The organism is Psychrobacter sp. Ps2 (assembly GCF_022129405.1).
Taxonomy (GTDB): Bacteria; Pseudomonadota; Gammaproteobacteria; order Pseudomonadales; family Moraxellaceae; genus Psychrobacter.
Genome location: NZ_JADQAM010000043.1, coordinates 69,559 through 87,529 on the forward strand (window position 1 = coordinate 69,559; position 17,971 = coordinate 87,529).

General features: G+C 41.3%; 15 protein-coding genes, 1 tRNA gene and 1 other RNA gene. 1 reads left to right on the forward strand and 16 read right to left on the reverse strand.

Annotated elements, in window-relative coordinates; all coding sequences use genetic code 11:
* Positions 1-244 precede the first annotated feature (244 nt).
* From rnc to coaD, 16 genes are all read right to left on the reverse strand, one after another.
* Positions 245-1,042, reverse strand: a complete 798-nt coding sequence (rnc, locus tag I3254_RS04750) for a ribonuclease III (RefSeq protein ID WP_057758394.1) — start codon at positions 1,040-1,042, stop codon at positions 245-247.
* Positions 1,043-1,145: 103 nt separating this feature from the next.
* Positions 1,146-1,538 (reverse strand): DUF4845 domain-containing protein, encoded by a 393-nt coding sequence (locus I3254_RS04755; RefSeq protein WP_238051706.1) that lies wholly within the window; start codon positions 1,536-1,538, stop codon positions 1,146-1,148.
* Between the two features lie 131 nt (positions 1,539-1,669).
* Complete coding sequence (gene lepB / locus I3254_RS04760; RefSeq protein WP_238051709.1) at positions 1,670-2,572, reverse strand: signal peptidase I; 903 nt, start codon at positions 2,570-2,572, stop codon at positions 1,670-1,672.
* Positions 2,573-2,674: 102 nt separating this feature from the next.
* The gene (gene lepA / locus I3254_RS04765; protein ID WP_101204270.1) at positions 2,675-4,474 is read right to left on the reverse strand and encodes a translation elongation factor 4; all 1,800 of its coding nucleotides are present in this window, start codon (positions 4,472-4,474) and stop codon (positions 2,675-2,677) included.
* A 363-nt stretch (positions 4,475-4,837) separates the two neighbouring features.
* Entirely contained in the window at positions 4,838-6,079 is a 1,242-nt protein-coding gene (locus I3254_RS04770) for a capsular biosynthesis protein (RefSeq protein ID WP_238051711.1), read from the reverse strand.
* Positions 6,080-6,224: 145 nt separating this feature from the next.
* Entirely contained in the window at positions 6,225-8,708 is a 2,484-nt protein-coding gene (locus tag I3254_RS04775; protein WP_238051713.1) for a capsular polysaccharide biosynthesis protein, read from the reverse strand.
* 71 nt (positions 8,709-8,779) lie between these two features.
* Positions 8,780-10,552 carry a polysaccharide biosynthesis/export family protein gene (locus I3254_RS04780; protein ID WP_238051714.1) on the reverse strand — a complete coding sequence of 591 codons (1,773 nt, stop codon included), beginning with the start codon at positions 10,550-10,552 and terminating at the stop codon, positions 8,780-8,782.
* Between the two features lie 55 nt (positions 10,553-10,607).
* Positions 10,608-11,714 carry a capsule biosynthesis protein gene (locus I3254_RS04785; RefSeq protein ID WP_238051715.1) on the reverse strand — a complete coding sequence of 369 codons (1,107 nt, stop codon included), beginning with the start codon at positions 11,712-11,714 and terminating at the stop codon, positions 10,608-10,610.
* Complete coding sequence (locus I3254_RS04790) at positions 11,692-12,363, reverse strand: ABC transporter ATP-binding protein (RefSeq protein WP_238051717.1); 672 nt, start codon at positions 12,361-12,363, stop codon at positions 11,692-11,694. Before I3254_RS04790 ends, I3254_RS04785 begins: the two co-directional genes overlap by 23 nt.
* A gap of 57 nt (positions 12,364-12,420) precedes the next feature.
* Positions 12,421-13,233 carry an ABC transporter permease gene (locus I3254_RS04795; RefSeq protein WP_238051719.1) on the reverse strand — a complete coding sequence of 271 codons (813 nt, stop codon included), beginning with the start codon at positions 13,231-13,233 and terminating at the stop codon, positions 12,421-12,423.
* 226 nt (positions 13,234-13,459) lie between these two features.
* Positions 13,460-13,536: transfer RNA gene (locus I3254_RS04800), tRNA-Met, on the reverse strand.
* 121 nt (positions 13,537-13,657) lie between these two features.
* Positions 13,658-14,024, reverse strand: an RNA gene (rnpB, locus tag I3254_RS04805) — RNase P RNA component class A.
* A 74-nt stretch (positions 14,025-14,098) separates the two neighbouring features.
* The gene (gene bioD / locus I3254_RS04810) at positions 14,099-14,815 is read right to left on the reverse strand and encodes a dethiobiotin synthase (RefSeq protein WP_238051735.1); all 717 of its coding nucleotides are present in this window, start codon (positions 14,813-14,815) and stop codon (positions 14,099-14,101) included.
* Positions 14,812-16,122, reverse strand: a complete 1,311-nt coding sequence (gene bioA / locus I3254_RS04815; protein WP_238051736.1) for an adenosylmethionine--8-amino-7-oxononanoate transaminase — start codon at positions 16,120-16,122, stop codon at positions 14,812-14,814. Before bioA ends, bioD begins: the two co-directional genes overlap by 4 nt.
* 160 nt (positions 16,123-16,282) lie before the next feature.
* Positions 16,283-16,531, reverse strand: coding sequence for a YfhL family 4Fe-4S dicluster ferredoxin (locus tag I3254_RS04820; RefSeq protein ID WP_021814308.1), 249 nt, complete (start codon positions 16,529-16,531; stop codon positions 16,283-16,285).
* Positions 16,532-16,626: 95 nt separating this feature from the next.
* Positions 16,627-17,145, reverse strand: a complete 519-nt coding sequence (coaD, locus tag I3254_RS04825) for a pantetheine-phosphate adenylyltransferase (protein ID WP_238051739.1) — start codon at positions 17,143-17,145, stop codon at positions 16,627-16,629.
* 257 nt (positions 17,146-17,402) lie between these two features.
* On the opposite strand from coaD, the gene smpB reads away from it, so the two are divergent.
* A complete protein-coding gene (gene smpB / locus I3254_RS04830; RefSeq protein ID WP_057758370.1) occupies positions 17,403-17,879 on the forward strand; it encodes an SsrA-binding protein SmpB in 477 nt (158 codons plus the stop codon).
* The last annotated feature ends 92 nt before the right edge of the window (positions 17,880-17,971 follow it).

Here is a 17,971-nt window from a genome sequence, read left to right on the forward strand (position 1 = left end):
TTGGGTGCTGTCTTCATTGTTTGATGGCAAATCAGTATGATTGCTCATAAGTTAATCCTATAGGGTTTGTGACTAGCCGAACAGTCTTTGATGCTAAATTTATTTAGTCACCATTAAAAACGGGCTAGAGACATTTAAAGTTTTAAAATAAATAATATGTGAGGTAGTTTTAATGTATGTTTTTCAGGCTATAAACCAATCTAAGCTAATACTCTGCATCTAAAAATGCATTAATAGACATCGGCTATACACGTTTTTTGGCAGATCCTGGCAATTTATGTAATTGGTTAATCATAAGCTCAGCTGCTTTTTGTTCAGCAATACGGCGGCTCTCACCAGATTCAGTAATATCAGGGCAGTTATTGATATTGACGTGGCAACGTACAACGAAAATTTGATGCGGTGCATTACCACGCGTTTCCATGAGCTCGTAGTTGGGCAAGTCAAACTGCTTAGATTGTAGCCACTCTTGTAACCGACTCTTGGCGTCCTTCAGCGCTTTTTGGTCATTGACATTATCAATCAGATCACCATACCAAGAGAGAACACATTTGCGAGTAATATCCATATCTTGGCTGTCTAAATAGATAGCACCAATTAGAGACTCTACGGCATCGGCCAGTATAGAAGCACGATTGCGACCGCCACCTTTGCGCTCACCTACTCCTAATATAAGATGGTTAGACAGCTCTAGGTTTTGGGCGATAATTACCAATGACTCTTGGCGCACCAATGTCGCACGCATACGCGTTAAGCGCCCTTCATTTTGACTAGGATAACGATGATATAAAGCTTCACCCACAATCATCCCTAACAGTGCATCACCTAAAAACTCTAGGCGCTCATAGTTCTTTTTACTATCAAATGAGCGATGCGTTAATGCAAGTTTAGGAAGGCTCAAGTCATTAAACTCGTAGCCTAACTTACGCGTTAATACTGCTAACCGCTGAATAAATTCTGAGCTAACAACAAGCGTGTCAACAGACGTACTATTTTTTTGGGAAGTAGGAACCGCTTGGGAATGGTGCGAAGTTGGTTTCATGCGTGGTTTGTGGTTATCCCTTCTGCTTGACAGATTTAGTTTAATAATATTATTTGATATATTTTATGAATATAATGAAGGTGCTATGTCGTACTATTGCGACTTACTCTGCTATCGTCATCTCGATGTTACCTTCGAAACGATTCACGATATCGACATTGCTAAAAAAGTTATTAGTTACTGCATATTCTTTATGGATAGCCAATTGACCTGTTTTTTTATCAGTAAAGGTAAATACTTCTTCTGCCTTGGTATCATAGTCAGCATTGATAGATAACTGTTTGTTGACACGTTCAACAAATTGCTTAGCTGTCTCTTTATTATTATTGGCTTCTTTTAACTGTGCACTTAATACTTTGGTCAATTGATAGTCACCAATCTGAGCCGGTACGATGGCTACTGTCAACTTAGTCGCAATACCCAAAAGTATAATAATAAGAACAACATTTATCACACTGGCGCCGCGCTGCATAGCCAAACCAGATAATTGCTGCATTATGATATCCTTCTAAAGATAAACGACTATTTCGAATAAGTGTATAAATAATAAATAGCTATTAATTATTTAGCAACGATATTAGCATAAAACTATTATCAACCAATCAATCTCTAGACAATCTCATAATCTTAATTGATAGTACCATTACGTTCAAAGGTCGGTAGATTAAGACCAGGTGGTTTATGCATCCAGATATAAACAGCCTTACCTGCTAGGTTTTCATCAGGAACGAATCCCCAAAATCTACCGTCTGCGCTGCGATCGCGGTTATCACCCATCACAAAATACTGATCTTCTGGCACATCAATACGCCACTCAGTACCTTCTGACTCCACCACTTCTGGTGATTGTTGCTGCAAAAATGGCGCGTATTGTGAACTGTTCATACCGTCTAAATAGCGCACGAGATGCTTGTTGTCACCTTGTACTTCTTCAAAATATTGTGCCACATCTTCTTCTTGCTGACCCATTGCAGAAGCACTCTCTTCGGTCAACACTTGCCCTGGACCAACCTGACCTGGTAAGTATAGCTGTGAGGTCAGTTCAGCATTTGCCGCGAAATCTACAGACTTAGTCTCAACAGCTACATCATTGATAGACAGCGTGCCTTGGCTATAGCTTACGGTGTCACCAGGCAAACCGATAACGCGTTTAATATAATAAATGCTCGGGTTCTCAGGATAGCGAAACACTGCCACATCACCATGCTCAGGTTCACCAGTATCCAGCACCTTATTATAGGTTAACGGCAGGCGCACGCCATATGCATACTTATTGACAGCAATAAAGTCACCCGTATATAGCGTCGGTACCATAGACGATGATGGGATATTAAATGGCTCAATTAAAAATGAGCGTACTATTAACACCACTGCTAACACAGGAAAAAAGTCATAAGCCCAGCGAACTAGTAAGCCTTCTTGACCTCGACCACGAGTTTTGCGCTGTTTGAGCGCTAGCTTATCTAACAGCCAAACAATTCCTAGGACTATAGTTAACGGCACTAAAATTAAATTAAAATCAAAATCCATACCAAATTGCCTATTAACGAGCGGCTTATCTAATACCTTTACGATAAGACTCACTACATTTGACTGTTATCTACAATGGCTATCTTAAATTAAGCTCAATGATTAGCTATCAACTTGCAACACAGCTAAGAAGGCTTCTTGTGGAATTTCCACGTTACCTACTTGCTTCATACGTTTTTTACCTGCTTTTTGCTTAGACAGTAGCTTTTTCTTACGTGACACATCGCCACCATAGCATTTTGCTAATACGTCTTTACGCATGGCTTTTACCGTACTACGACCAATAATCTGGCTACCGATAGCTGCTTGAATGGCGACATCAAACATTTGACGTGGAATCAGCTCTTTCATCTTAGTAACTAGAGCATTACCACGATAACGTGATTGGGTTTCGTGCACGATCATCGCTAAGGCATCGACTTTATCGCCATTGATTAGTACATCGACTCTCACCAATTTATCGGCTTGATAACGTTCAAAGTTATAGTCTAGCGATGCAAAACCACGTGAGACTGACTTTAGGCGATCAAAGAAATCCATGACAACTTCGCCCATTGGGATATCAAATATCAGCTGTACTTGTCGACCCATAAAACGCATATCAACCTGAACGCCACGACGCTCAATACATAGCGTCATTACATTACCTAAGAACTCTTGCGGTACTAAAATCTGACAGCGGGCAATTGGCTCACGAAACTCTTCAATATTGTTTGGCTCAGGTAGATGTGATGGGTTATCTACATAGATAACATCACCGTTCTTTTTCTCAATTTCATAGATAACTGACGGCGCCGTAGTAATCAAATCCAGATCATATTCGCGCTCTAGACGCTCTTGGATAATCTCCATATGCAGCATACCCAAGAAGCCACAACGGAAACCAAAGCCAAGCGCATCCGACGTATCTGGCTCAAAAAACAGCGAAGCATCGTTGATTTGCAGTTTTTGCAAAGCTTCACGGAATTTTTCGAAATCACTAGAATCCACTGGGAACATACCAGAATAGACTTGTGGTGTGACTTGTTTAAAGCCTGGGATACGATCCACATCAGGGGTCTTAGCATGAGTGATAGTGTCGCCTACTGGTGCTCCGGCAATATCCTTAATACCCGCAATAACAAATCCGACTTCCCCTGCTTCTAAAACACCCGTATCTACAGGCTTAGGCGTAAAGACACCAATCGAGCCAACCAGATGTGCCTCTTGAGTCGATTTGATATATAATTTATCACCTTTACGTATAGTACCTTCACGCACCCGTACCAATGAGACTACGCCCAAATAATTATCGAACCAAGAGTCAATAATTAGTGCTTGGAGTGGTGCTTCACGGTCACCAGTTGGTGCTGGAATAAACTCCACCAATGCTTCTAGTAGCTTATCAACACCAAGACCAGATTTAGCTGATACTCGCGGTGCATCAACGGCATCGATACCGATAATATCTTCAATTTCTTGAATGACGCGCTCAGGCTCAACTTGCGGCAAATCAATCTTATTTAGCACCGCCATGACTTCTAAGCCTTGATCAACAGCTGTATAGCAATTGGCCACTGACTGCGCTTCTACGCCTTGAGCGGCATCAACAACCAATAGCGCACCTTCACAAGCTGCTAATGAACGCGAAACTTCATATGAGAAGTCAACGTGGCCCGGGGTATCAATAAAGTTAAGCTGATAGCGCTCACCATTTGGATGATCATAAAACAGTGTTACTGACTGTGCTTTGATAGTGATACCGCGCTCACGCTCGATATCCATTGAGTCGAGTACCTGCGCCTGCATCTCGCGATCTTGCAAGGCACCGCACATTTGAATAAAACGATCGGCAAGCGTCGACTTACCATGATCAATGTGGGCAATGATTGAAAAGTTACGAATATTGGCTAATGCAGTCACAAAGCGCCTACTAAATTAAGGGTGATAGAATAATAAAACTAAAAAATAAATATTGTCAGATGCAATTGATAACGTGCTTGTACTTCTTTGAAGGTTAACCGTTATAACAAGCCGATTGGGCTAATACTATCGTCTAAAATCCATAGCCAAGTACATTAACTCTTATGCGTAGACATAAAAGAGTATTCTAGCAGTTTTCCACTGCAAAGTAAGGCGATTTTGTTAGAAGAGATGTGACTTGCAGATGAAATGACAAGCTAAAAAAGGATAACGCAACAATCGTTACACTTGTTGAACTTCGTTTCTTTATATAGATACTATTATAATTACTATGACTTCTTAGAAACAAAAGCGAATAAATAACTAGGGTAAATTGGTTTTAGACATATCTACGTCTGTAGTTTCACTGCCATTTTGGTACAGATACTTATACATCCATGGCGATCTGCCATAAAAAGCACCATTTATTTGAGTTTGCTCTATCAAGTACTCACGAAATCTCAAATAAAATTCATTATCTGGGCCCTTAGGCTGCTGCCAAAAATCATCAAGCGGCTTTTGATCTGTTAGCTTAGGAATATCGTAAATTGCACGACCCATAACCTTAGTAGGTTTCTTATGATAAACCGACTGCAAGCCTGTCGTACTGTTAATAGTCACCATGCCAATACTATATTTCATCAAAGTTGGCAGGTGCATATCACAACCATAGAAAACACGATGAGACACTTGATAGCGCTCAGCTAGGCTAGCTACCAGCTCCCGATAGTCTCTATGACCACGATCCAATGGATGATGCTTAAACACGAGTAACTGTTTTTGATTAGCAAATTTTGCAAAGCTTGCGATAGACTCGTCAATGAACTGTACCACATCACGATAATCACTATGATGGGTAATCTGTGAGTCATTATGTACTTGCAAACTGATCAAAAAGTAATTGTTACTTTCTTGCTTGGTCAGTCTGTTTTGCAGGTGTTTATCTGGCAAATATCCTCGTAGCTTCCGCCACGGTGCTTTTAACCAAGCGATGGCTTCTTGCCAAGCGGTCATACCACGATAATGTGAATAATGTGGGTAACGGCTTTTATAAAGCCAAGCAATGATGTAATAGACGATGGCTGCGATACTGAGGCGATAAAATCGATTATGAGTGTATAAAGGCTGATCATTGGCTTTCTTAAGTGCTTTAATCTCAGCAGTGTTTAGACGTGAATAGCCATTAATCCCATGCTCTTGCAAGGTAATGTAATCAGGACGCAAGTACCCTTCTTCAAAGACAAAAAATGAAATACCTAGCTTCTCACTGATACACGCTGCTTGAGTATGATGCGGTCGACAATCGCCAAAGCATACAATCGCATCAATGGCATTTTCTTTAATGAACGCCTGCAACCAAGAGGAAAATTGCGCTAATGTATTGGTATATTCGTAGGTATTGTCGTGATGATAAAAAAAGGCATCGCCTGCATTAAAATTGATTTTACTTACTTTAATATCTTGAGTTTGCAAGAATGACGAAAAGCGATTAAAAAACCCACCCATTTTCCCTTGTAGTAGCAAGACATGTCGATGAGTAAGCAAGTGAGACATCGAAGCTGCCATAATACAGGGCTACCATTAAATGAGAAAATAAGAAATAAAAATGAGAAAGGTCGTGCAACCGTGTGAAAACACATAGCGTAAAAGTGATTATACCGAAAAAGCATCTATTTGTCGCAATGCAATTATACGGTGCTACTCTAATAAATTAACGAGACATTTTACGCAATTTCTGTTGCCACTGGTGACGCTGCTGCATAAAACGTGTGGTCGCGTGACGTTTAAACTTTGTAGATAAAGACGAGTTCACAGTCTTAGCTGAACTATTTGAAGTACTAGGCATTTCAGATTGCGATTCTTCACTATTCGCAAGCAGATACGAGTCTTTGAGAGGGTATAAATAATCGATCACCTGTTCTACTTGTGCTAATCCATAGCCATCAGGCAGACGATACAACGGGTAACATATAAGCGCGCCATATATTAGCTGCTCAAGAGTCAAAGGTATATCTCGTTGACGCCTTTTTAGATAGGTATATTTCGGTAGCGACTGCCCGTCAATATCTGTGGTCAACCCCCAACCTGCATAAAATGGTAAACCATAGCAGGTGACGTCCAATCCACGCAGCAACGCTTCAAAACCAGTCAGTGAGCTGATCGTATGAACCTCATCCACCCATTCTAAACAATCAGGCATGGCAGTATCGTAGGCAACCGCTTGAACTTGTTGTAGATGAGCTTCTGATACTTTACCTGCTCGCAGTCCTGCCTCAACATCAGGATGCGGCTTATAAATCAAATAAGCGTCTGGGTTATCTTGTCGTACACGTTCGATCAAACCACTGTTTGTCTTTATTGTGGAACCGCAGTACTGTACTGACAAATCGTCCTCTACCTGACCGATAATAAGAACACGTCGTCTCCCAGATATTTTGGCATCCTGCATCCAAGAGTTATTTTGAATACTAGAAACATCTATACCAACCCCAACATTGTATTTACTTACCCGCTGATTCAGCAGTTTGTCTTGCAGTTTGTTTACGCGAAGACGCTGTTCAGAACTTAATGGCTGACAATTTTGCAGCAATGTTTCTAAGTCTGAAGGCTGGGTCGCATCGTAATAAATACCTTGTTTGTCTATGACAACAGACAGTGGTGCGAGTAAAGTAGCACCTAAACCATTTGATCGGATAAACCCATCTTCCATACAATAAATAGCTGGCATGTCCGAGCTTTGTTCAGCAAGTTTACTCTGTAGCTTCTTCTGTACTTGCTGACGTTTGGCCAAACCCCATACCAATAAAGGCTGGCTGAAATTGACACGGAAATGGTCTGGATGTAGAAGATTTTTTAGACGCGGTTTTGGTTTAACGAATAATGTCGTACGCGGTAGGTCTATAAAGGCTTTGACAAATGGCAGCTTCCAACGGCTAAATTCATATATCGTCAAATCGCCTTCAAGACGCGCTTGCCACCACCGATTGGTCACCAACCACTCAATGGCTGTATCGATATCACAAGCTTGTTTCGTTGCTGGATCTACATAACGACTATAATTAACATAAGCACTATAAAATAATGTTTCTAATGACGTTTCAAGCGTCTTATGTGACGTGGCAGGAAACATTGCTGAGTTTGACAAATCTCTATTACTGAGAAGTATCTCAGCTGACTCTAAACGACGTTTCTCAACTGCTTTAAGTAAGTTTTTAGGTGCATTAGTGTCATCGGTCAGCCCCCATCCGCTATACCAGCTGACTCCAAAGCAATGTACTTTTTTACCTAGCATTAATGCTTCAAAGCCCATATGTGAGCTGACGGTATAGACATCACTTACTTGCTTAAGCAGTTCAATAGGATTGAGAGACTCAGTCAATAGCCTAACGTTTTTAGGCAGTTTTAAGTTGGATAAGTAGCCTGATTTTGACGCAGGATGAGCCTTTATCCAAATATGGGCGTTAGGATGGTTGTGGCATGCAGATTTTAGCATCTTCTTAAATTGACGTTTATTCGCACCAGCACCTTTAACAGAGGCATCACCCGCTACCTGATCAATCAACAAGATATGTAATGGTGAAACACTTTCTTTTTCGTTAATATTTTCTTCATTAATCAATTTGTCCAACGACGGACAATCGATTATGGAATTATATTTACTCAGTTTTTCTTCGCATATACGTGTCATCAGATGATGAGCACGTGCCTCGTCTGCTGCGCGATCATTGCTAGTACTCTTGGTGCGCTCAACAATCAACTGCTCGAGGCGCGAGTGATGCGTCATATCAAAGTAGATACCAACGTCATCGATAACCACACTCAAACCGTGGCGACTATTAATACCTGAATCTAATGAACGCAAAAATCCATCTTCAATACTGAAAGCATTCACATTCTGACGAGTGGCGGCTTTATTAGCTCTTTGGAAGCTTTTCTTATGCCCCCATCCAATAAATGCCTCAGGTTGTGATTTTTTCTTGCGATTTATCAGGCTGTGTTGCAAGCCTGACCACGGATACCAGCGCTGGATATTGGCTTGTAACACTTGCGAGAGTAGCAAGTTATTGTGACACATACCTTTACCAATCACTGCCAACTGCTTTGGCGATTGATACTGCGATGACGAAGAAAGTAGCGCATGATCAGAGGTGGACACATCAGATACCTTGACTTCATTTGCTACTTCTTTTGCCATATCTTTAATACCTTTACTCGTTAATTTTAGTTAAATCTATTCAACAGTCATCATTAAGTCATGGCTAACCGTTATAGATCTAGAACTACTTTGGCAGCAATTGCTAACTGATAAACGATCTGTGATAGACCGCGAGCAATCTCCACACGCTTAGTTTTAACTTTCGGTAATACCATGATCTCATCACCTTGCTGAATACGATACGCAGTATTGACCACTTGACTAGCACCATTTTGATGAACCACTAAAATGTCTTTCGTATCAGCATTGTCAGAGAAACCACCAGAATTAGCCACATAATCTCCAACGGTATAGTCAGGATTAAAGGTAAGTGCCCCTTGTGCTCGTACTTGACCATTGACTGTAATGACTGATGTTTGGGCTGGTATCTCAATGATGTCGCCTTGTTGCAGAATAATATCTTGCCATGAGTTTGGTACCACAACGATTTGACCATCGGTTTGTACATTACGAGCTTTGGCGACGAACTGTTTGACCAATGCTGCATCATCTTGACGTAGTGCAGCTTCTTCACGAGTCGTTGACTGGGTAGCAAGTGTTAGCTCTTCTAGACGATCGAGCGACTCGTTAATCATGCGTTTTTGTTGTTCAGCAACAGATTCGCGGTAGATTGTTAAATGCGTCAATTTCGCCAATGGGCTTGGCTGTAATTGTGGCACGATATCTTTTAGACGCGCGCCATATGGCACAACCATCGCGCCATTACCAGTATGCGCACCTTTTACCTGTACAGCGATGGTGCCTGCATAACGATCTGAGGTTACTACCATTTGATCGCCGTTATAGACAGGAACGTTTTGGGCTTCACTTAATGAGTAGTACTCTGCCGTTTGTGCGCGCCCTGCACTACGAGTGATACTGACATTAGTAGCATTGGCTGCCGGATTAGACACTTGCAACACATCACCAATAGTCAGATCATTCACATCAAACTCAAAGGTATATTCGTTTTGAACTTGACCGCTTACCACAAATGTCTTTTTCTGTGGTGCCACAGTGATGACATCACCATCACGGAATGAAAAAGCCTGTAATTTACCCGCTAGCAAAAAATCATATAAATTGACTTGCTGTAGCATTTGACCGTTACGTTTGATTTGAATGTCGATATAACTACCGCGTGTTGGGTCAACGCCGCCTGCTCTATCTAAATAAGACAATACCGAGTCTGCTGCTAGACCACCGTAATAGCCTGGCTGCTTAACAAAACCTGTGACGAATACTTTAACTGGTTGCGCCTGCTCTAATGAAGCATAAACCCCTACATTCGAGCGGTAGATACGACTGACAGCATTTTTGACCACGTTTTGTAAGCTGCCATTTTGCACACCAGAGACGCGGACTGGTCCAACGTTCGGTAAGAAAATATTACCTTGTGGATCGACGGTCATGGTAGCAGCATACTGGTAAGCGCCCCACATTCTTACTTGGACGTTATCGCCAGGGTTAATCACATAACTGTCATTAAAGGTAGAGCCTGAAGTCGTCGAAAATGCCCCACGGAACAATTGCTCACCGAACATCATATCTTGAGTTTTAATATCTTGATAAGGACGCGTGGTATTAATAACTGACTGACTTGGTAAGCTTGCTGCGTTAACCGCTTCTTGGGTTGTTGCTTGCCCTGGTACTGCCCCAGCAAATGCTTGGGTAGACACGTTAATATTGCTCTGGTTCTGAGATTGACTCATGTTATTACTGCTTGTGCCAAAGCCTGAACCTGATATTTGATCTGCATAACTGCTTGCAGCTGTTGCAGACATACTAGTCGCCGCCATTGCCAAACTTGTCGCTATCACGATAGAACGTGGTTTCATATTCATGAGTTATATTCCTTTCCTGATCTATCGATCATTACTGATATCTGGTTTTTCAAGATTAGCTACGGTGATCACGGACAACTGCCATTACCAAACGTACAAATCCGTATAGCATTAAGAGCAACGCAAGCGATGTCCAAATAAGATACGCTTGGCGCGGATAAGTTGCATCTTCAGCTTCGTAGGGCGTTGAGATCACAATCAAGTTTTTCATTTTCTTGAATGCTTCTAGTCTTGATTTTTCAAGCGATGACAACGACAATTTATACAATTCGGTAGCAAAATCCACATCTGCCTTGATGGTCTCAAACTGTACCGCTTGACGGTTCAACTTGGTTGTATTTGGCGAGGTCAATTTGGTTTGTTCTTGAGTGATTTGCTCTTCAACGGCCTTTATCTGGCTTCTTAGTGAAACCACTTGCGGCGCATCTGGATTTAGATAACTGAGTAACTGGCGCTCTTCGGTACGCAACGAGCTTAATTGTGCTTGTAAGCTACCAATTAACTGATTGACGATCTGTGCATTGGCCTGTGGATCATAGATTTCGTTTTCGTTCTGATAGTTTAATAGCTGCTCTTTGGCATCATTTAGGCGCTCTTCTGATTCATTTAACTGAGTTTCTGCAAACGCTAATTGATCACGAGCTACTTCTTGCGAAATACGGTTTACGAACTGTTCAGACTCTCCCAAGATAGCTTTGTTCAGCTCAAAAGCATACTTTGAGTCAAAGCCTTCTGTTGATACCGAAAGCACATAGCTCTGCTCATCGAGATCAATGTGAACCCGTTTCTTGAAGTATTCGAGCAAATCTTCCTGAGTCGCATCAGGATCGATTTCATAAATAGGATCAGAACCATCAACATAGTAAGCTTCACGAAATTTAAACTTATTATCGAGTCGCTTCACCATATCATTCGACAAAATATACTCTGTCAAATAGGTCGCATCTTCTTTACTGGTACTATTAACGCCCAATAGAGCTGATAGTCCGCCACCAGATGGTACGCTAGACTCGCTAACCTGCTTAACCACTACATCTGCAGTAGAAACAAATCTTGGGTGGGCTATAGTCATGACATAGAATATCACCAACACCCAAGGCAAAATCACTAAGCCGATGAAAAGCGAAAAATTGAGTATGTTATTTTTTTGCTTTGTGGACATGCTTTTCATAAACTTTAATCGCTTCTGTTATATCATCAAACACATGTGCTGTCTGATCCATTAATACAATACCAATGTCGCAGCTTGCAGTTATATCTTTTAAACTGTGAGATACCATTAGTACTCCAGACGTTTCTTTTCGAGCCTTCAAAATCTCTCTTGATCTTTTTTTGAAGGCTGCATCACCAACAGCACCCACTTCATCAAGCATATAGTAATCAAAATCAAAAGCTAAACTTAATCCAAAGACAAGCCTTGACTTCATACCAGATGAGTAACTACGTACAGGCATATCGAAATACTTACCGATATCTGCAAACTCTTCTACAAAACGAATTTTTTCGTCGATATAAGGACCGCTTGAATAAAGACGACAAACAAAACGTACGTTTTGACGACCGGTCAAACTCCCTTGAAAACCACCTGCCACCCCAACTGGCCAAGAAATAGTCGAATCGGTAATAACCTCTCCATGATCTGGCTCATCAAGGCCACATATAATACGTAGCAAGGTTGACTTGCCCGCACCGTTACGACCTAACAAACCAACACTTTGCTTATCACCAATGGTTAGATTCAAGTCTTTAAACAGATAATGCCGACCTTTTGTAGTCATAAATGACTTTGAAACATTCTTAACTTCAATCATTTATTTACCATAAATTATCAATAACATGAATAAAATATCGATTAAATTTCAATCTACTTACTTAGAACGTATCAGATCTTTTTCAACTGCTTTATACATCAGAAGCCCTAAAAAATTTATACCAATTGTCCACTCTAAAAAATAACCTATATCAATGTGATAGGAGGGATAATTTGGGGCTAGAGAGTGTTTTATAAGCTCCAAATTGTGCACTAATGGATTATATAACAAATAACTAAAATAAGGTTCTGGAACAATAAATAAAGGGAAAATAACACCTGAAGTAAAATATAGAATTGTAAAAAATATTGTTATTACTTTAGATATCTCACCACCATAATGTCCAACAACCATCATAATAAGCGCTGTGCCAAATCCAAATAAAAAAAGTGTTATCCAGCAAAAAATAACAATATGTAAGTTACCTAGACTTGGAAATATACCGAAAAAAGACAATCCAGCTAATAATAAGATAAAAGTAAAAAAATAAATAATAAGTTCAAGAAATGAGCGAGCAATAATAACATCTATATGCCGAATTGCTCTATATATAAGCAAGCCACGATTACCTTCGACAGCACCTAGCGCTCTCGTTGCCATCTTTTGGAACATACGAAAAGGTACCATGCCTGCTACTAAAAATAACGAGAAATTCATACCTGGTATTAGGCGCTCACGAAAGGCACCGAAAATCACCAAGAATATTAGAATTTGAAAAATAACCTCTAACGGCGCCCATAAATAGCCCAAGCGATAGCCGCCGAAGCGCGTTTGGAGCTCACGCATTAGTAAAGCATGAAATGCGGCACCCATGACTTTAAGGCCACTACGATGCTGAACAGGACGATAAGGAGGTAATTGTATAGACATGGCGTTACAGGACTTTACCGAAAACAGCCCCTATGATAAGTAAGCGCGACATAAGTTACAAGAATTAATCTGTACTTAGACAGATAAATCTATGATTTAGTAAGAAATCTGTAAGTAAATCACACCTAAAACGCTATCTATCAATTGCTTCTAGTTTATAAAACCACTTATTTTAGGCAAAAAAAAACCAATCTCGATAGATTGGTTTTTTTCGTACTGCTATATATGGTGGCGATGAAGAGACTTGAACTCTTGACCTCACGATTATGAGTCATGCGCTCTAACCAGCTGAGCTACATCGCCGTTTTAGGCTGCACATTATGCCCAAGCTGTTGACTGCCGTCAACCCCTAATAAGCATTTTTTGCAAAAAAATGAATTTAATTCAGATTAATTGCAACTATTACTATAACAAACAATAAAAAAGGTTTGGTAAACCGATAAGCCGGGTTCTGTCGTGGACGATCATTCCTCTAGGCGTATCATCGCTAATACGCTCAAGCAACCTACCCGCATCGAACGCGGGCCGCGCCATGCCGATGCCTATTTGGTCTTGCTACGCGTGGAGTTTACCATGCCGTGAGATGTTGCCATTCACGCGGTGCGCTCTTACCGCACCCTTTCACCCTTACCGATGATACCCTAAGGTACTAAAGGCGGTCTACTCTCTGCTGCACTGGTCGTCAAGTTACCCTGCCCAGCCGTTAGCTGGCACGCTGCCCTATGTAGCCCGGACTTTCCTCCCCTGCTCATCTGTTGCCAGTGTGCAGCGGCGATCGCCTAGTCTACCAAGCGCGCTAGTATATCAAACTTATGACTGCCTGCGAATGTCTTTTGAATTTATTTTTAAAGACAACATAAATAGGCTAAACAAAATTTTCTGGCAGTGTTTCAATATTACCGACTAGATTATCTTTTAAATACGGAATCTGTAGCCAATGCGCTTCGGGATAATGATTGTCCAAATATTTTCGTAGAAACTCAATAGTGCTATTTGCGATCTCAGTATCCGTTTGTTCAGCATCATCATGAATATGATTATAAATTACGCTATGTACTATTAATCCGCGCGATTTTATAGCTTCTAAACTCAGCAAAGTATGATTGATGCTGCCCAATCGACCAGAGGTGACCAAAATAACTGGACAGCCTTGCTCAGCAATATAGTCTAATGTGAGTAGATTCTCTGTAATCGGCACAAGTAAGCCACCTGCACCTTCTAGTAGTACCAGCTCATACTCAGATTGCAGTCGCTTGGTAGCGTTAGTAATCATATCAGGATCAAGTGTTTCCCCTGATAACTTAGTAGCTAGATGAGGAGACGCTGGCTTCTTATAACGATGAGCACAAGTCGTAAAATCGAGGTCACATTGCTGTAAAGGAATGTCCATAAGTTGACGATGCGTAATAATATCATCAGCGATATTCATCTCACCATTATCTGGATTGATCGATACGCCCGTTTGTACTAGCTTTTGAGTGATGACATTTAAGCCTTGCTGCATAAGCGCTTTAGCAAGCAGCCCAGTAGCATAAGTTTTACCGATATCGGTATCGATACCAGAAACAAATAAAACACTCATGGTTGACCTCGGTTTTCTAAATACGTACGCACTACTTTTAGCAATGATTGGGATAAGGTAGTCAGCTCAGCATCAGTAATCACGTAAGGCGGCATGATATACACCAGCTTGCCAAATGGTCTGACCCAGATACCGTTATCAATCAATAAAGACTGAAAAATGGGCATATCGACCGCTTCATGCAGCTCAATTACAGCGACCGCGCCCAAGCAGCGCACTTCAGCAACGCCTTCTAATAAAGCAGCAGGCGCTAGTTGTTGCTCCATAATACATTGCATATTTGCGGTACGCGCTTCAATATCATAAGACATAATCAAATCAATCGATGCACACGCAACTGCACAAGCCAGTGGATTGCCCATAAAGGTTGGGCCATGCATAAGGGCTGGATAGTCACTATTATGAATGGTATCGGCAATTTTGCGGGTACATAACGTTGCGGCAAAAGTCATATAGCCACCCGTTAGCGCCTTGCCAATAGTCATGATATCAGGTCTGATGCCAGCATGTTCACACGCAAACAATTTACCACTACGGCCAAACCCAGTAGCGATTTCATCTGCAATCAATAGTACATCATGCTCATCGCACAGTTGACGCAGCAATTGCAGATATTCAGGACTATAAAAACGCATCCCGCCTGCACCCTGAATAATTGGCTCAATGATAAAACCCGCCAGCTGCTCACCATACTCTACAAAAAACTGAGCCAGCGTCTCACGTTCATCTACTGTCAATGCGCGATCAAAGCCAATGGGCGGCGCAGGGACAAAATGCTGCATCGGTAACTGCTTGCCATATAGGCTGTGCATACCATTAACAGGGTCACAGACACTCATCGCATGCCACGTGTCTCCGTAATACCCTGAATGGGTTGATGCAAATTGTTGCTTGGTTGGACGCTTGGCAGCTACTTGATATTGCAACCCCATTTTTAGCGCCACTTCTACCGCAATACTGCCACTGTCCGCATAAAAAATTGCATCAAGTCCAGTAGGGACAATGTCGAGCAGTTTTTTGCCCAGATCTATCGCTGGCTGATGGGTTAACCCACCAAACATGACATGCGCCATTTTACCCAATTGCTTAGTCAATGCTTCATTCAGTTTTGGATGGTTATAACCATGAACGCTCGCCCACCATGACGACATACCATCGATCAGGCGCGTGCCATCTTCGGTAATGATATAAATACCTTCAGCTCGATCGATAACGATATTGGAATAGGTTGGTGGCAGGCTGGCATATGGATGCCAGAGATGTTGTTGATCAAAATCGCTCGTTATTTGGTTTGCATTTATCGTCATTACATTTTTCCTAAAGCGCCTTGAACCCAAATATCATTAATAATGTATCGTTGATTCAGTTTAAAAGAGAGTCAAGGCAACCGAGCGCAGATGTATATGTGATACTTCAAATGAGGTTAACGCTGTCACTCTTTTATAGAGGATCGACTATATAAGCTACTTATTGACCCGTAATGCGTTTATATTTAGACAACAAATCGCTTTCTGTCTCGACATGATTGGGATCGTGAGGAATACAGTCAACTGGGCAAATCACAACGCATTGTGGCTCGTCAAAATGCCCGACACATTCTGTACATAGATCAGGGTCGATGACATAGATATCATCCCCTTCTGAGATGGCTTCATTGGGGCAAGCAGGCTCGCACACATCACAGTTGATGCACTCATCAGTGATTAATAGTGCCATGAACTGTTCCTTATATTTTTGCTTATATCAGTCATATATGGCTGCTCCTTACTATTTTAGCAAGTGCTAGCAGCATATCTTTGATGCAGTACCTTTTATTTACTATTTAATTTTTTGTCGAATGCTTGCAAAACACAGGGTGGAACGAATTTATTGACGTCACCGCCAAGCTTGGCAATTTCGCGAATCATGGTAGATGAGATAAATGAGTAATTTTGAGATGGGGTCAAAAACACCGCCTCAAAGTTCTCATCAAGCTCACGATTCATATTGGCTAGCTGGAATTCGTACTCAAAATCTGACATTGCACGCAATCCACGCAAAACTGCCGTGGCGTTTTTTTCACGCATAAAGTCAACAAGCAGCCCTTCAAAACCAATCACTGATACCTGCGGTAAATCTGCAAATACGGTTTCGACCAAAGCAACGCGCTCTTCAAAACTGAACAAGGGTTTTTTATGATGGCCTGAGGCAACCGCGATAACAACCTCATCAAATAGCTTGACGGCACGTGTGACCAAATCTACATGACCATTGGTAATAGGATCAAAGGTACCAGGGTATAGGATTTTGGTATGTAGCTTTGAGGAATTGGGAGAAATAGAGTGGCTCATAGCATGACTGATATAATCGGTGATATTAGGCCATATGCTAGCAAATTTTGCTCAAACTTAATACTTATCTGCTACATTTGTCCTAACAGCTGATTTACCTTTTCATCAGAGGCTTTGATACAATAGGCAGTTCGACTCATCCATCTCATAATCGAAATAAAAAACAAGACCAGTTATTGGATTAGGATGAGGAATTAGTGGGACTGATTAAATAAGGATAAGGAGCCTGTGTTTTAGGTCATCCTTATGGAGAAATTATGTCAAAAAAATCAAAAAAGCCAGATAATCAGATTTGCGCCAATAAAAAGGCCCGTCATGAGTACTTTATCGAAGAAACCTTTGAGGCAGGACTGGCATTACAAGGTTGGGAAGTCAAAGCCATTCGCGCAGGAAAAATGACGATTACTGAAGCGTACGTCATATTCCGCAATAACGAAGCTTTCTTGTTCGGTGCGCACATTCAGCCATTACTATCGAGCTCAACGCACGTTAGTCCAGACAGTATTCGTACCCGTAAACTGCTGCTGAACCGTCGTGAAATCGAGAAACTATCTGGGGCAATCAACCAGAAAGGCTACGCTTGTGTACCGCTATCTTGTTACTGGAAAAACTCACTGGTGAAATGCCAAATTGGCCTAGCCTTAGGTAAAAAGCAGCATGACAAACGCAAAACGCTAAAAGATCGTGACTGGGAACGTGATAAGCAGCGCGGTTTCAAACAACATTTAGATTAATTAGTATTCATTTAATCGGTGTAATGGACAAAATTCATGCTAAAAAGTAGAAGGTAGTCGCTAATGGACATAATTCATGCTATTTAAGTGAC

What these genes read in the sequence shown, in the direction of transcription:
- rnc (WP_057758394.1), bottom strand. Translation starts at nt 1,042, where the DNA reads ATGAAACCAACTTCGCACCATTCCCAAGCGGTTCCTACTTCCCAAAAA.
- I3254_RS04755 (WP_238051706.1), bottom strand. Translation starts at nt 1,538, where the DNA reads ATGCAGCAATTATCTGGTTTGGCTATGCAGCGCGGCGCCAGTGTGATA.
- lepB (WP_238051709.1), bottom strand. Translation starts at nt 2,572, where the DNA reads ATGGATTTTGATTTTAATTTAATTTTAGTGCCGTTAACTATAGTCCTA.
- I3254_RS04770 (WP_238051711.1), bottom strand. Translation starts at nt 6,079, where the DNA reads ATGGCAGCTTCGATGTCTCACTTGCTTACTCATCGACATGTCTTGCTA.
- I3254_RS04775 (WP_238051713.1), bottom strand. Translation starts at nt 8,708, where the DNA reads ATGGCAAAAGAAGTAGCAAATGAAGTCAAGGTATCTGATGTGTCCACC.
- I3254_RS04780 (WP_238051714.1), bottom strand. Translation starts at nt 10,552, where the DNA reads ATGAATATGAAACCACGTTCTATCGTGATAGCGACAAGTTTGGCAATG.
- I3254_RS04785 (WP_238051715.1), bottom strand. Translation starts at nt 11,714, where the DNA reads ATGTCCACAAAGCAAAAAAATAACATACTCAATTTTTCGCTTTTCATC.
- I3254_RS04790 (WP_238051717.1), bottom strand. Translation starts at nt 12,363, where the DNA reads ATGATTGAAGTTAAGAATGTTTCAAAGTCATTTATGACTACAAAAGGT.
- I3254_RS04795 (WP_238051719.1), bottom strand. Translation starts at nt 13,233, where the DNA reads ATGTCTATACAATTACCTCCTTATCGTCCTGTTCAGCATCGTAGTGGC.
- bioD (WP_238051735.1), bottom strand. Translation starts at nt 14,815, where the DNA reads ATGAGTGTTTTATTTGTTTCTGGTATCGATACCGATATCGGTAAAACT.
- bioA (WP_238051736.1), bottom strand. Translation starts at nt 16,122, where the DNA reads ATGACGATAAATGCAAACCAAATAACGAGCGATTTTGATCAACAACAT.
- I3254_RS04820 (WP_021814308.1), bottom strand. Translation starts at nt 16,531, where the DNA reads ATGGCACTATTAATCACTGATGAGTGCATCAACTGTGATGTGTGCGAG.
- coaD (WP_238051739.1), bottom strand. Translation starts at nt 17,145, where the DNA reads ATGAGCCACTCTATTTCTCCCAATTCCTCAAAGCTACATACCAAAATC.
- smpB (WP_057758370.1), top strand. Translation starts at nt 17,403, where the DNA reads ATGTCAAAAAAATCAAAAAAGCCAGATAATCAGATTTGCGCCAATAAA.